14 protein-coding genes and 1 pseudogene are annotated in these 13,167 nt (G+C 57.9%); 10 read left to right on the top strand and 5 right to left on the bottom strand.

The genetic code is table 11. From position 1 onward, the window contains the following. The first annotated feature begins 4 nt into the window (after positions 1–4). The 5 genes from AC5Y47_RS20480 (at position 5) to AC5Y47_RS20500 (ending at position 5,384) form a co-directional block, all read left to right on the top strand. Positions 5–1,249, top strand: coding sequence for a M24 family metallopeptidase (locus tag AC5Y47_RS20480; RefSeq protein WP_499946082.1), 1,245 nt, complete (start codon positions 5–7; stop codon positions 1,247–1,249). Continuing rightward, positions 1,246–2,406, top strand: a complete 1,161-nt coding sequence (locus AC5Y47_RS20485; RefSeq protein WP_499946083.1) for a M24 family metallopeptidase — start codon at positions 1,246–1,248, stop codon at positions 2,404–2,406. Before AC5Y47_RS20480 ends, AC5Y47_RS20485 begins: the two co-directional genes overlap by 4 nt. After that, positions 2,406–2,894 (top strand): VOC family protein, encoded by a 489-nt coding sequence (locus AC5Y47_RS20490; protein ID WP_499946084.1) that lies wholly within the window; start codon positions 2,406–2,408, stop codon positions 2,892–2,894. The genes AC5Y47_RS20485 and AC5Y47_RS20490 overlap by 1 nt, the downstream gene beginning before the upstream one ends. A gap of 154 nt (positions 2,895–3,048) precedes the next feature. Next, on the top strand, positions 3,049–4,509 hold the full coding sequence (locus tag AC5Y47_RS20495; protein WP_499946085.1) for a DGQHR domain-containing protein: 1,461 nt from the start codon (positions 3,049–3,051) through the stop codon (positions 4,507–4,509). A gap of 5 nt (positions 4,510–4,514) precedes the next feature. Further along, positions 4,515–5,384, top strand: coding sequence for an HNH endonuclease (locus AC5Y47_RS20500; RefSeq protein ID WP_499946086.1), 870 nt, complete (start codon positions 4,515–4,517; stop codon positions 5,382–5,384). A gap of 32 nt (positions 5,385–5,416) precedes the next feature. Here AC5Y47_RS20500 and dbpB (AC5Y47_RS20505) read toward each other — a convergent pair whose 3' ends face one another. From dbpB (AC5Y47_RS20505) to AC5Y47_RS20520, 4 genes are read right to left on the bottom strand one after another with little or no spacing between them, the layout of a single operon-like run. Continuing rightward, positions 5,417–6,514, bottom strand: a complete 1,098-nt coding sequence (gene dbpB, locus AC5Y47_RS20505; RefSeq protein WP_499946087.1) for a DGQHR domain-containing protein DpdB — start codon at positions 6,512–6,514, stop codon at positions 5,417–5,419. Continuing rightward, positions 6,507–7,748, bottom strand: a complete 1,242-nt coding sequence (gene dpdA / locus AC5Y47_RS20510) for a tRNA-guanine transglycosylase DpdA (RefSeq protein WP_499946088.1) — start codon at positions 7,746–7,748, stop codon at positions 6,507–6,509. The genes dbpB (AC5Y47_RS20505) and dpdA overlap by 8 nt, the downstream gene beginning before the upstream one ends. Continuing rightward, positions 7,745–8,887, bottom strand: a complete 1,143-nt coding sequence (gene dbpB / locus AC5Y47_RS20515) for a DGQHR domain-containing protein DpdB (RefSeq protein ID WP_499946089.1) — start codon at positions 8,885–8,887, stop codon at positions 7,745–7,747. The genes dpdA and dbpB (AC5Y47_RS20515) overlap by 4 nt, the downstream gene beginning before the upstream one ends. Beyond that, positions 8,880–9,770 carry a hypothetical protein gene (locus AC5Y47_RS20520; RefSeq protein WP_499946090.1) on the bottom strand — a complete coding sequence of 297 codons (891 nt, stop codon included), beginning with the start codon at positions 9,768–9,770 and terminating at the stop codon, positions 8,880–8,882. Before AC5Y47_RS20520 ends, dbpB (AC5Y47_RS20515) begins: the two co-directional genes overlap by 8 nt. Before the next feature lie 106 nt (positions 9,771–9,876). On the opposite strand from AC5Y47_RS20520, the gene queC reads away from it, so the two are divergent. The 5 genes and pseudogenes from queC to AC5Y47_RS20545 all read left to right on the top strand — a co-directional run. After that, positions 9,877–10,566 carry a 7-cyano-7-deazaguanine synthase QueC gene (gene queC / locus AC5Y47_RS20525; protein WP_499946091.1) on the top strand — a complete coding sequence of 230 codons (690 nt, stop codon included), beginning with the start codon at positions 9,877–9,879 and terminating at the stop codon, positions 10,564–10,566. Next, positions 10,566–11,201, top strand: coding sequence for a 7-carboxy-7-deazaguanine synthase (queE, locus tag AC5Y47_RS20530; protein ID WP_499946092.1), 636 nt, complete (start codon positions 10,566–10,568; stop codon positions 11,199–11,201). The genes queC and queE overlap by 1 nt, the downstream gene beginning before the upstream one ends. Beyond that, positions 11,198–11,581: a 6-carboxytetrahydropterin synthase QueD gene (gene queD, locus AC5Y47_RS20535; RefSeq protein ID WP_499946093.1), complete on the top strand. Its 384-nt coding sequence runs from the start codon at positions 11,198–11,200 to the stop codon at positions 11,579–11,581. The genes queE and queD overlap by 4 nt, the downstream gene beginning before the upstream one ends. Next, on the top strand, positions 11,578–12,369 hold the full coding sequence (locus AC5Y47_RS20540) for a GTP cyclohydrolase I FolE2 (RefSeq protein WP_499946094.1): 792 nt from the start codon (positions 11,578–11,580) through the stop codon (positions 12,367–12,369). Before queD ends, AC5Y47_RS20540 begins: the two co-directional genes overlap by 4 nt. Beyond that, positions 12,370–12,612 (top strand): annotated as a pseudogene (locus AC5Y47_RS20545) (IS1380 family transposase); the annotation flags it as partial. It lies immediately after the preceding gene. A 63-nt stretch (positions 12,613–12,675) separates the two neighbouring features. On the opposite strand, the gene AC5Y47_RS20550 reads toward AC5Y47_RS20545, so the two are convergent. Then, positions 12,676–13,167 (bottom strand): transposase (locus tag AC5Y47_RS20550; protein ID WP_499946095.1); only part of this gene is annotated, 492 nt, incomplete at its 5' end.

The raw sequence follows: 13,167 nt of genomic DNA on the forward strand, positions 1-13,167 counted from the left end.
TTGGGTGCCCAACTTGAAGGTGGTGGACGTCATCGAGGACTGGGCATCGGGAGCGACCATCGGCGGCATTGCGATTCCGGAGCTGCCCGATCTCGCCCGCATGCGCCGGGAAAGGTATGCCCGGTTGCAGTCCGAGCTGGTGGCGCAGAAGTTGGACGGTCTGGTGCTGTTGACGTCCAGTGCGGTGGCGTATGCGACGGGTGCCGCGACGCCGGCGATGGACGGCGACCGGGCGGCGCTGTTCCGCGCGGTGGCCATCGTGGTCAAGGGTGAGCCGATGCCGCATCTGTACTCGATGTTCGGCGACGGAGTGCCCCTCGGCGTGCATCTGCATCCACCGCTGTTTCCCGACCTGGAAGACGGGATCTCGGAATTCAGTGCGGCGTTGTCGGAGCATTTCTCGGCCGGCGCCCGGGTGGGGATCGACCACTTCTCGCACGCGATGATCCGTGGCTTGCAAGGTGTTTCGTGGGCGGACTCGTCGGGAATCATGGGCAAGGTCAAGGTGATCAAAACGGTGGACGAGGTCGCCTGTATCCGCCAGGCGCAACGACTCAACGAACTGGCGATGGAAGATGCGTTGCGGGCGTTGCGCGTTGGGGTGCGACAGACCGATCTGAGCGCGGTATTCCTGCGGCGGATCTTCGAGCTGGGTGGGTCGGCGGGCGGGACCGACCCGATCTGGCAGGTGATGGCCCCGTCGCTGGACTCAGGTCCTTGGACCTCCCACGGCGATCTCGCGTACCCGACCGTGACCACCGACCGGTTCCTTCGGTACGGCGACGTGATCTGGGCGCACACCGCGATCACATGGGAGGGATACGCGTCGAACTACGGTCGGACCTGGGTGGTGGGACGGGAACCGAATGCCGCTCAGCGTGGGCAGTTTCGTCGGTGGCGGTCGGTGATCGATGCTTGTCTGGATGTATTGGCGCCGGGGGTGTCTGCTCTGGAGCTTTGTCGGGCGGCTGTGGCGACCAACGGCGGAGCGCGGCCGTGGATCTCGCACTTTTATCTGGCGCACGGGGTGGGTGTCGATAGTGCCGAAATGCCCTTGATCGGAACCGATCTGGGGGATGAGTTCGATGCGCAACTGAGTCTGCAGCCAGGCATGGTACTAGTGCTGGAGCCGGTGATCTGGGAAGACGGTGCAAACGGATATCGCGCGGAAGATATTGTGGCCGTGACGGATCGGGGCTGGGTCAAGCTTTCCGGTCCTGACTACGCACCCTTCGGAAGTGTTCCATGAGTCCGGTGCCGCGTGACCCCGGGGTGCGTCTGGGGGTTTCGAGCCTCGAAGATGGCGCGCGGATCGACTTCGGCTGGCTACGTGGTGAGCGGCGGTTGAAGATTCTGGCGGGCATGGAGACTCATGATCTGGACGCGCTGATTCTGGGTCGTTCGGGCAACGTGCACTACGTGTCAGGGGCTCGGTGGCTGGGGCGGGCCGGGGTGCTGCCGTTCGCGCCGCTGGCTGTTGTGGTCAGGTCTTCTGGGCATGTGCATCTGCTGCGTTCGTGGGATGAGGGGGTGCCGCCGGAGATCGCTCGTGAGGATCTGTACCCGTTGAGCTGGAATCCGATGAAGGTGATGGAGTCGCTGATGTCGATTCCGGGGCTTCGGGAGGCGCGGCGGATCGGCACCGACGGGATGACGGCATCGTTCGTATTGCTCGCCGGGATGGCCGGAATGTCGGATTTCCTGGACGCCGGCCCGGTGTTGGATGCCGCTCGGAGGGCCAAGACAGCGGAAGAGATTACGTGTCTGCAAGTGGCGGCGGCTATTTCGGAATCCGCTCTGGGGGCCATGGAGACCGCCTTGCAGCCCGGTGTTTCTGAGCGGGAGCTGCTCGGGGTCTACTACTCTGCGGTGGCGTCGCTCGGTGCTCCGGTAGCGCCCACCGAAAGTGTCTGTTTCGCAACGGCTTTGCGTGGTTCGGTGCCGTTTCGCTTCGTGGCCTCGGATCGTCCGGTGCGGGAGGGGGAGTTGGTGGTGCTGGCGCCTTCGGCCCGGTATGCGGGATACGAGGCGGGGCTGGCGTGTACGCGGATGGTCGGCGGGTCGCGGTCGGTCCGTGCTGCCGCGCTGTCTTCCTCTTGCGGCTCAGGATTGGATGCGTTGGTCGCGGCGTGCCGGCCGGGTGCTACCGGTGCCTCGCTATATCGGGCTTGGGAACGGCTGGGGTTCGGAACCCCCGGTGTGTTGCTGGCACATGGGCTGGGGCTGGGAGCCGAGCCGCCGGTGATCGGGCTGGGGCGCGGACGGGATGCGGTCTTGGAGGAGGGGATGGTGTTGAGCGTGCAGTCCTGGGTGACGCAGCCTGGGGTGGGGGGCTGTCTGGAGCGGGCGACCGTATTGATTTCGGCTGGCGGCCCTCAGGTTCTGTCGCGGTACGGGAGGTTGTAATGGTTTCGCAGCCGGTCGTTTTCAACCATGTCGGTCTTGTCGTTCGAGACCGTGCTGCGTCCCGGCGCTTCTACGAGGAGCTACTCGGGTTTCAATTCTGGTGGGAGATCGAACCGCCGGACGATCGGACATCTCAGCTCATCGGGTTGCCCGAACCGTTAGGGACGCACGCGACGTATCTCGTGCTCGGTTCGTTCGTGTTGGAGTTGATCGATTATTCGGCGCGCGAGGTGCACGCCGGGTCGGAGCGGACGATGGATCAGGTTGGGCTGTCTCATCTTTCGTTCTCGGTGTCGGATTTGCCTGGGGTTTTGGATCGGGTTGCTTCGTTTGGAGGAACCATTGTGGAGGGCTCCGTCGGGGAGGGGATGGCGATGGTGCGGGATCCGGATGGGCAGTTGTTGGAGGTGCTGGGGGATGGGTGGCGCTCAATGTTGCAGCCACGACGACAGGAGTACCTAGTCGTTAGCCGGGATCGGTATCGCTGAGGGTAGATGATCAACTGTTCTCGAAGGTGGGGGCGTGTGCATGGACTGAGGGACGACACTTAGCGACGCCGAGCACATTCGTAGGGACTTCTACAGATAAGATCGACAAGACATTTTACGGCTGAGTTTTATCGATTGTCAGTTAGGCGCCAACATGACCATGAACCGGAAAGACATTGCCACCTTGCCTGCGATTGCCTTTGAGCAGCGGCCGGGTAGTCCTCGGATGTATGTCGCTGCATCGAAAGCAAATGACATCCTTGAGTGGGCGGATGCGCCCCGCGCTTCAGTTAATCTGATGGCACTATATCAACGAGCACTTGATCCTAAGCGCGCACCTGAATTAACGCAATTTCTAAAATCAGATTCAATGAATATCGTTCCAGGTGCAGTAATAATTGCTACGGCTCCAGGTGCTGTGCGAGCGCAACCGGAACTAACGACTGACGGTCCGCAGGTGTGTACACTAACTATTTCAACGATAGTTCAAGCCCGAGAGGCCGCGCTGCAGTCAGCAATTGCCGCGCTACGGCAGCGCTTAAACGAAGCCGAGAATGAGGTGGTAGATGACCTCGAGCAAGATACCACCATGGAACAAAGTGAAATTGAGGAATTTGAGGTTGCTGCAGACGATGAGGGCGACGCTGGCATTCCGACATCCTACTTAACAGTTGTTGTCGCAGACTTGGAACGGGCTGCAGACGAATGGTCACAATTGGATGATACCCAGAAGTTAGCGATCGATGAGTATATTCGGTATGTTTCGAAACCTGGTTTGATTATTGATGGTCAGCACAGGATATATGGCGCGAAGGATGTAGACGAGTTCGACGTCATCTTACCGGTAGTGATCATAGAGTCGCTTCCGATGGCTGAGCAAGTTTTTCACTTTTATGTTCTCAACAATAAAGCTAAGCCGCTATCGAAGACCGATCTTCGCAGGACAATCAGCACAGCGCTTACGACTGAGGAGATCGACGCATTGTGGAACAGGTTAAAAGCTGCAGGTATCGACCCCGATAAGGTGCGGCTTACGCACCTAATCAACACAGATAGCGATTCGCCATTCAAAGGTTTGGTTGACTTCGGCCTAGCGGGCGACGCGGGTTTTATCAAAGAGAATGTTGCATATCAGGTGGTCGACCACTTCGTGTCGATGCCTACACGATATAAAGCACTAGGTCGTGATGTGTCCGCGTGGGTAAATAAAGAAGACAAAGCATCTCGCTTGCCTACTTTCTATGCATTCTGGAACGCGATAAAAAACCGATATCCTGAGGCCTGGAGCAAGGGTATCGAAGAGAAGCGCGGGCAGATTTTTATGAAAGTGTCACTGCTCACATTGCAGAGTTTCGTCCTGGACAATCTGCTGACGCTTAACAACTATTTACGAAAAAGCGGTCAGGCGGCACCGTTTGCCGATCTTGAGCAACTTGCCGATTACGTGGTAAGCACGATTGAGGAACTTCCTGAGGAATTTTTCACCAAAGAATGGATGGAAAAGCAGATCGACACTGTACCAGGGCGAAAAATGCTCCGAGCATCGATTCAGGAAGTAATTGATGCGGGAGGCAAGAATCTTGGCAACCGTAAATTATTTCAACCGAAGGCTTGAGGCGCATGGATCTGAAAGAGACTGTCCGAATTCTGGATGCTCTCGATGTGGCGTTATATACGTTCGCGCTTGTCCCCCCGACTCATGACGAACCCAGTGGGGCCGCGGTTTATCGAGAGCTCGTCATGGCGCGCACAGGTCGTGAGGGATTGCAGCGGTCGATGAACAAGGAATCCATACTTGCGGCACAAAGGCTGCGCGTGGCGCTGCAATTAGCGCCGATTGATGCGATCGCGTATTCGCAGTCGAATTCGGTCGCGCGCTGGAAGATCATCGAAAGCCATTTAAAGTCGCGATTCAAGTTGGCCACGCCGGACTTGGTCAACCAGTTAGCCCGGCGGATAGCGATGACCTTGGCAGATTGGCAGGAATCCCGCAGTAGTAGCAGCATCACTTCCTACCGGCGCGAGGTCTTGGCGAAAGCCCAAGGCAAATGCTCCGCTTGTCACTATGACTTTGAGGCAGAAGATTCGCCTGCTCTACGAGTGCTTGATCCGTACAAGCCCTATTACCTCTCGCCCGAAGAACTTACAGCCAAAGAGGTCGATCATGTAATACCAATAAGCGGGGTCGGGACAAATGATCTTGACAATCTACAATTACTTTGTCGGTGGTGTAATTTCGGGAAAGGCGATGGCTTAGGCGTCGATATTCGGCGAGAAGCTGAGTTCGCTGCTATTGCTTTGACGAACGTTCCACGAGCCCATATTGCGTCGATGTTCTATATAACGCTTTCGGCCAGTGGCTTCACGTGTGAGGTTTGTCAATCGAATTTCGAATTGACGGTGCGAACACGAGACAAATATCATGGGTTCCTTCTTTCAAATCTGACCACAATCTGCTATCGATGCGAAGTAGCAGATGGGCCAGGATGACCTGGGAGTCACTTATGGAAAGTTATCGCGGTCTAGCGAAGTGAGGCGAGAAGCACGTTGGTGAGCAGTTTCACATCGTTGGGGGTGTTCTGCAGGCCGTTCCACCGACGTTGATCGTTGGGTCCCAGATTCCAAATGCCATAGCACCACGCAGTGACGTCGCAAAGCGCCGACAAATGCCGATCCAGTCCGATGCCAGGAAGTGCATCGGCATCATGGCCTTCAGTGAGCGCGTCCATGACGTACCCGAGTGCCTGGATGCCGACGCCATGAGTCAAGCGTGATTTTCGCGGAATGAGCTTCCACTCGATCGGCCAAGTTGTTTCCACGAGTGCCCAGAAAATCTTAAGGTGCAACACCATTTGTTCAATGTCACCGGACCCATCCTCTGCATCTCTGTATTGATATAGCGCTCCGTCGTACAGGCTGTTCTCGATCATCTTTAGGACGCTGTTGTCCTTAATGTAGCCGTTGGGGGACGTCGGTGTCGCGATCGCGCCACGAAATGGACTGTCAGTATCCAGGTTCAAGCGGGTCATCACCTGCGCTGGGAGCTGACGACGCGCGTACTTGGGCGGCAAGTAACCAGATGCATCGGGAAGTAATTCGTGGATTAGACCCTTGGGCAGTGGCTTGGTGTTGTTTACCAAAATGAACTGTGAGCGCTGTTCGTCTGCGCCAGTGGCTATAAATGCGACCACTGCCACCGGGAACTCTGCGACGTCGGCGTCGCGTATAGCCGCTACCCTCTGCTGCCCATCAACCAGAAGTGCTGGCTTCTCAGCGTCGGGAAGGGCTTCGTCCACCGGGATGACTATCTCGCCAATGGTCGAGTAATCCACTGGACTTCGACGGCGGGCGGGTGAGAATCGCACGCGCGAATCGAAAGCCAGGACGATAGCGTTTGGGAGCATGGCTTCGGGAGTCTCAAGGTAGCGGCGAATCGCGCGAATGTGGTTCATGACCTCGGGCCGTTGATAACCGTCTAGCCCACCGTCATCAGTGCGTCGGACGCGCGAAACGGCGGTAAAGTCGAGTAGTTGCTTACCGTCGATGGCAAAGCAGTAGATACACCGCTCGCCCTGCCGCACCTCAAGTGCAGGAACCGTAATCTCGTACTTGTCAGCCACTGCCTGCCCCTTCCAGGATTGACGCGCTTGATGGAGGAAGTGTTCTCATCTTCTGTGCGAGCACCGACAAGTTGTGAAAACCGCGCCGCTTATTGCGTTCGCTTGCACGAAAAATCACCATCTCAATGCCATGCTTCTCGCAGAGTCCACACGCGCAGCTCCGCCACGGTGCGGCACTCAGAGTCTCGATGTACTGCGTTCGGTAAGACTTCTTCGTGCCAATCACCGCTTCATATTCGATTACCGCGTCGACAGCGTCGTCGACCGAACACTCCCCACGATCCATGGCCCGCAGTGTCTGAAGGCTTCTGCGCTCGGCCGCGATCGCTTCGCGCTGAGATACCTGGCCAGACAGTATTGACCTTTTGAGGGTTACGTTCCCATCAACTTGGGGGACCTTGATCGCGGCGTAGTTTCTCTGGAGGGTGTGATAGTTGTCGCGGTCGTCCATGAACGATTGGCGGAACGCGGACGTACTGTCAAAGCTTGTAACGCCAAGGGATTCGAACTCGGCCATCGCGTCGAACCGTGTGATGCCAAGAAGATGGAGTTGTGTCCCGGGATTTCGTATCTCGCCGATACGCAACAAGCACGCGAGGATGTCTGGCGTCTTCAGCGCCACCATTCCTCCAAGGGCGATCCGCTTATAGCCCATGTCTTGAAGTTCATCGACGCTGTCCGCGTAGCTAACTGGATCCCAACCCTGTGCTGCGCCAAGGAGTTCAACTTGGGTGTGACGTTCTCGAGCAGCTGCCATGAACTTCTCAGCCAAAGAAAGAGAAATGATGCGGCGCTCGCGCCACTCGTCTGGCACGCTTGCTCCATCCCGACGGTAACCGAGAATGATGTGGTCGATGCTTACACCTGCGTCGAAGCGGCACTGTTCGTAGAAATCTAGAACTTGATCCACGGTATATGGAGGCTCCGACTCGTTTACGTAGGTAAATGCGCCGCAATCTCCAAGCGTTCCAACAGAATTCGGAAGACGAAAGAACCCGCGTACCCCAAGTCGATAAAGGCGCTGGCGCTGTGGCATCGAGTACTTGCCTACGCCTTTGATAGAACCGTCCACAATCGCCTTTGAGACAAGTATCCCGTCGTACGCTGGTGCACTCAGCACTTCATGCGCGTAGCGGTCATCGCGTTGCCGCACTCGCAAGGGTGAGTGCTCGTCGTGGATGAAATCGTAAGTGGGACTTACTTGGTCTTGACTATCGGGAAAGTAGAACCTCACGGTTGCTCCTTGCGGGCGGTGACATAGGCCCTCGCAAGGAAGTTGGATAGTGCAGAGATGTGTTTCGATACGTTCTGGAGTTCGTCCCACGGCAGCCCTAGTTCTTCCCAGGTGCCACTGGTCCAATGGCATCGATCGGCTATACGAGACAGCTCCTTCCGCGTGGCTGACTCAGCGTCGTGGCTGTTGAGGTTCACCTGCACCATGACTCGATCCATCAGACGACTCATGGCTCGGATACCTACTCCACCCATAAGTTTTGATTCGGTGGGCGGACGTCCCCAAGCATCAGGAAACACGTCTTTGACGGCGCCCCAGTAGGTGAGCAGAATGCGTTGAATTCCGTCGGTATCTGTCGATCCGGTAGCCATGTTTCGATAGGGGAACAAGACACCCGACGGAGATTCGAGAGACTCCTTAAGCGCTTCGACCAAACTGTTGTCAGTGACGACTGCTACCCGACGTTCTTCCGCTTCAGTCGAGGCACGTTTGATGAGACCAAAGAACGGTGATCGGGGGTCACGGTTGAGCATGTCTACCAGTGCAGATGGCATCTTGCGCTGAGAGAGACGGGGGGAGGGGGCGGAGACAACCTCGGGAAGTAGTTCGGTGACCAAGTTGGTAGGAAGTGGCGCAACTGTGTTGACGCGCAAGAACTGGTCTCGCTGAAGCTCCAATGTAGGTGCGACAAAGCCAGCCACGGGGACTGGCAGTCGTCCGTTGTCAGTACGCGCCAGAGCGATACTTCGCTGCTGTCCGTCCACAATCCATGCCGGCCGTGGACTCGACTCATCGGCCGGCAGTGGGATCTCGATAGTGCCGGCAGTCGCTAATCCATCCGTAGTGCCGGGGCCGCGGCTAGACCGAAATCGGACGGTCTCGGGAAGCGCGAGAATCAGGCCGTTAGGGAAAAGCACCTCGCCAGAATTCAGATAGTCGAGGATTTGTTTGACGTGGTTTCGACGCTCGGGACGTTGGTATCCGATCAACTTGCCGGCTTCGTCGCGAGAGATTCGGGCGACGTCTGCGACTAAACCGACTTCCTCTGCCGCAAGCGCAAACAGGTATAGGGGGGTATGGGCATTCTGTTCAATCCGCAGTGCGCGTCTTTCCAGCACTGGTCCGTCGGGCTCAGACATGGCGCTTGACGACGTCTCGAAAGAGCGCGCCGAATCGCTTTTGTTCACAGGCGATGCCGTGATCGCGAAGTCGCCGGAGTGCTCGCGTTGCGGATAAGCCGGGTTCTGAGCCGACAAGCTTTTCGATGCGGTCTGTGATGTCGTTGTCACCCAGAGGCTGGCGGTTGTAGATCTCCCGGTGCCGTGCGGTGCTGGCCCAACGCGACCACCCTGTGGCATCGCTGGCCGTGAAAAGTTCGTGCCCCGATCGGCGCGCTAGCCATCGGCGTGCCATTCGGATGTTGAGGCTCGAGACGGTACCTCCGAGGAATCGGCGCAAGTCTCTGTCGGCTGGCAGTCGCGGCAGGCCATCGATGGTGCGCCAACCGCCGACGAGTAGGTAATCACCGCCGCGCTTCGCCAGTTCCTGGAGGTCGTGGTCCATTGCACGGGCATAGTTCTCGGATAGGACGAGGAGGAGTGATTCGTTGGCGTGCTGCTTGGTGGGCGTTGCCGCGGGGAGAGTGCCCAAGTGGCGCCACCAGGTGTGAAGCTGTGTCACATCATGTGTGACTGAATCTGGTTGTCGGGTCGCGAAGGTTGCGGCGTACGCCGGCGCGCGCTGGGTGATGTCTCGAAGCCCGAGTCCGGCCGATGCGACCAGCATGCGCACTGATGCGTAGGCAGGCTTCGCGTCGGCGGCCAGCATCTTTGCTTGGAGCCAGGCCTCGCCTTTATAGAGCCTGTGAAGCTCGACTTGTGGGTCCGCGCTGACAATGCGTTCGCGCCAAGCGGCGAAGCGCGACCAGTGGTCACCAGGTGGCAAATTTCGTACCCGCAAGTGTTCCGAGGGTTCGGCCGTTTTTCTGTCGGTGCAGTTAACTACGATCGTTAGTTTCCGCACACGGCCTCCTTGGGGCTTGTTCGAAACTGCACGCAAAATGTGTCGGCTTCGGGTTGTAGTTTCGGCTACTATAGCCGCACACCTCGACACGTGACCGGAGGTTTTGATGGGAAAGCCGGCAGTAGTTTTGCTGAGTGGAGGCCTGGACTCGACCACCGTCCTGGCGATGGCAAAGCAAGGCGGGTATGAACCGTTTGCTCTGTCGTTCCGCTACGGGCAGCGCCATGCAATCGAATTGGAGGCTGCTCGGCGCGTCGCCAAGGCGCTGGGGGTGAGGCGTCACGTGGTGGCTGAGATCGATCTCCGCGTTTTCGGTGGTTCAGCTCTGACGGACGACATTGATGTCCCAAAGCATGAGGGTCCGAGCGAGTTGACGGACGAGATCCCGTCCACCTATGTTCCGGCGCGCAACACAGTTTTTCTGTCCTTCGCTCTTGCATACGCTGAAACTGTTGAGGCAGGGGACATCTTCATCGGTGTTAACGCCCTCGACTACTCCGGCTATCCGGATTGCCGACCGGAATACATTGCTGCATTCCAGACCATGGCCAACCTCGCAACGAAGGCCGGAGTTTGCGGTGGGCGGGTCGAGATTCACGCACCGCTGATAAACATGACAAAGGCTGAAATAGTCCGAGCGGGTGCGGCGTTGGGTGTGGACTATAGTTTGACTTCATCCTGTTACGACCCGAATGCGACCGGTCAGGCATGCGGCCGCTGCGACTCGTGTCTGTTGCGACTCAGGGGTTTTGAGGAAGCCGGCCTGAGCGACCCTGTGATATACCAGGCCGCCTGATGCCCTACACCGTCAAGGAGATCTTCTACACCCTCCAGGGTGAGGGGTCGCACACCGGAAGGCCGGCGGTGTTCTGTCGGTTTGCAAGCTGCAATCTCTGGACGGGTCGCGAACGTGATCGGCCACGTGCGATCTGTCAATTCTGCGACACTGACTTCGTGGGCACCGACGGATCGGGCGGTGGCCACTTTCGGACGGCAGATGACGTGGCAGCGGCGGTAACTCGCAAATGGCCGGAAGGGGGACACGACGACCGCATGGTCGTCTGCACTGGTGGCGAACCGCTGTTGCAACTCGATGTCGCTCTCGTGGAGGCACTGCATGCCGAGGGCTTCTATGTGGCGATCGAGACCAACGGGACGCTATCAGCGCCCGAAGGCATCGACTGGATATGCGTAAGCCCGAAGGTGGGCGCGCCGTTAGTCCTTACTTCAGGTGATGAATTGAAACTGGTCTACCCGCAGCAGGGAGGGGATCCAACACAGTTCGAACACTTGAACTTTGGCTTGTTTCGCCTGTCACCGATGGACGGTCCAGATATTCGCGAGAACACAGCGGCGGCTGTGGAGTACTGCCTCAAACGGCCGAAGTGGCGCCTGAACCTGCAAACCCACAAGTACTTAGGAATACGATGACCGAGACGATGGAGATCTTCTGGGAGTTCAAATTCGAAGCCGCGCATCGACTTCCGAATGTTCCCAGTGAACATAAGTGTTCCCGCTTGCATGGTCACTCTTACCAGGTCCAAGTCCACGTCAAAGGGGAGGTCGACCCTCAAGCCGGCTGGGTCATTGACTTCGGCAACATCAAGGATGCGTGCAAGCCAGTCATCGCTCAATTGGATCACTATTATCTCAATGAAATTCAGGGACTTGAGAATCCGACGAGTGAACGATTGGCGGTTTGGATCTGGAACGAGTTGTCCGCGTCCCTCCCGTTGATGTCGGCGGTTCAGGTCCGCGAGACGTGTACATCTGGATGTGTTTATCGCGGACCGGGTGCCGTTCAGAGATGAACGCGTTACCGGATATTCAGGGTGCCGCTGACCTCCGCGGAATCGAGATCGACGAAGTTGGTGTAAGCGGTCTTCGGTATCCGCTGACTTTCGATGATGGCGAGCTTGTTCAATCTGGGATCGCAGATATTGAGATGACAGTTGCTCTGCCCGCGGATCGGCGTGGTACTCATATGAGTCGCATGGTGCAGGCGGTAGGCGCGCACTTGGGCCGCATTAGTCCGTACGAACTTCATCCAACGTTTAAGGCCATCGCAGGACTGCTCGACACCGTCGACTTGCGGATTTCGATGTCGATGCCGGTAGCGGTTCTGGTCGAGTCGCCTACGTCGAGGCACCGAGGTTTTCAAGTGCACGACCTCAGCTTGCGCGGCCGACTCCAAGACGGCGCGTTTCGCCTTCGTGCGTCCGTTACGACGGATGTCACTACCTTATGCCCGTGTAGCAAAGCAATTAGTGAGTATGGCGCACATAATCAGCGGAGCAGGGTGTCACTTTCAGTCCACGGCGAGGATGATGTGCCGTACCCGATCACAGCGTCGGATCTTGTCGAACTCATAAGGAATTCAGCTTCGTGCCCGGTGTTCCCGGTGGTCAAGCGTTCTGACGAGCGTGCCATCACTATGGCTGCTTACGACAATCCAAAGTTTGTCGAGGATCTTATTCGAGATCTGACATTGAAGTGCCGCGAACAGGGAGTGCCGCATCAGATCGAGGTGCGAAACATCGAAAGCATTCACAGCCACGATGCAGTGTCGCGCTTGTCGTGGGTGCCGACGCTTGGCTAGGTGCTTGCTCTCACCGTATCGTCGGCGGTCTTCGATGATGCCCGTCTTGTGTGTGCTGGACTGGTGCCGGCGATGGCGTTGGCTACTCAGAGTCGACTGTCGGCGCTACTGGCGGTGAGGTTCGTTTCGCCGAACCGCCGATCAAGTCTCGTCGGCGAAACCGTCACCGGAGCAGACTACGTGAATCGCCGGGATGTGCGCCGGCGCTGACGTATCGGCGATGTCGATATCGTGCGCTCTGGGTCAAGTCCAGGGACGTGGTGTACGACGTCGTCGGGTGATTCTTCGTCGTAGTGGTTCAGGCGGTCAGTGCCGCGGGGGTGTCCTCCTTGTCTGTCTGGTCTCGCCGACGGTGCGTGATTTGCTCAGGATGTCCAGGCCCAGGTAGCGCCGCGATTCGGCCCATTCGTCGTGTTGTTCGGCCAGCACGGCCCCGACGAGGCGGATCAGAGCGCCGCGGTCGGGGAAGATGCCCACGACGTCGGTGCGGCGGCGGATCTCCTTATTGAGGCGCTCCTGGGGATTGTTCGACCAGATCTGACGCCAGATCTGTTTGGGGAACGCGGTGAACGCCAGCAGATCCGCGCGGGCGGCTTCCAGGTGTTCGGCCACCTTCGGCAACTTGTCGGCCAGGGCGTCGATGATCCGATCATATTGGGCTCCAACAAATTCAGCGTCAGGCTGATCGAACACCGAATGCAACAGGGTCCGCACCCACGGCCACGACGCCTTCGGGGTGATGGCCATCAGATTCGTCGTGTAGTGCGTTCGGCAACGCTGCCAGGCCGCCCCGGGCAA

Source organism: Mycobacterium sp. NGS22, assembly GCF_059813095.1.

Excerpts from the sequence above, each read along its gene's own strand:
- AC5Y47_RS20485 (WP_499946083.1), top strand. The coding sequence starts at position 1,246 with ATGAGTCCGGTGCCGCGTGACCCCGGGGTGCGTCTGGGGGTTTCGAGC.
- AC5Y47_RS20490 (WP_499946084.1), top strand. The coding sequence starts at position 2,406 with ATGGTTTCGCAGCCGGTCGTTTTCAACCATGTCGGTCTTGTCGTTCGA.
- AC5Y47_RS20495 (WP_499946085.1), top strand. The coding sequence starts at position 3,049 with ATGACCATGAACCGGAAAGACATTGCCACCTTGCCTGCGATTGCCTTT.
- AC5Y47_RS20500 (WP_499946086.1), top strand. The coding sequence starts at position 4,515 with ATGGATCTGAAAGAGACTGTCCGAATTCTGGATGCTCTCGATGTGGCG.
- dbpB (WP_499946089.1), bottom strand. The coding sequence starts at position 8,887 with ATGTCTGAGCCCGACGGACCAGTGCTGGAAAGACGCGCACTGCGGATT.
- queC (WP_499946091.1), top strand. The coding sequence starts at position 9,877 with ATGGGAAAGCCGGCAGTAGTTTTGCTGAGTGGAGGCCTGGACTCGACC.
- queE (WP_499946092.1), top strand. The coding sequence starts at position 10,566 with ATGCCCTACACCGTCAAGGAGATCTTCTACACCCTCCAGGGTGAGGGG.
- queD (WP_499946093.1), top strand. The coding sequence starts at position 11,198 with ATGACCGAGACGATGGAGATCTTCTGGGAGTTCAAATTCGAAGCCGCG.
- AC5Y47_RS20540 (WP_499946094.1), top strand. The coding sequence starts at position 11,578 with ATGAACGCGTTACCGGATATTCAGGGTGCCGCTGACCTCCGCGGAATC.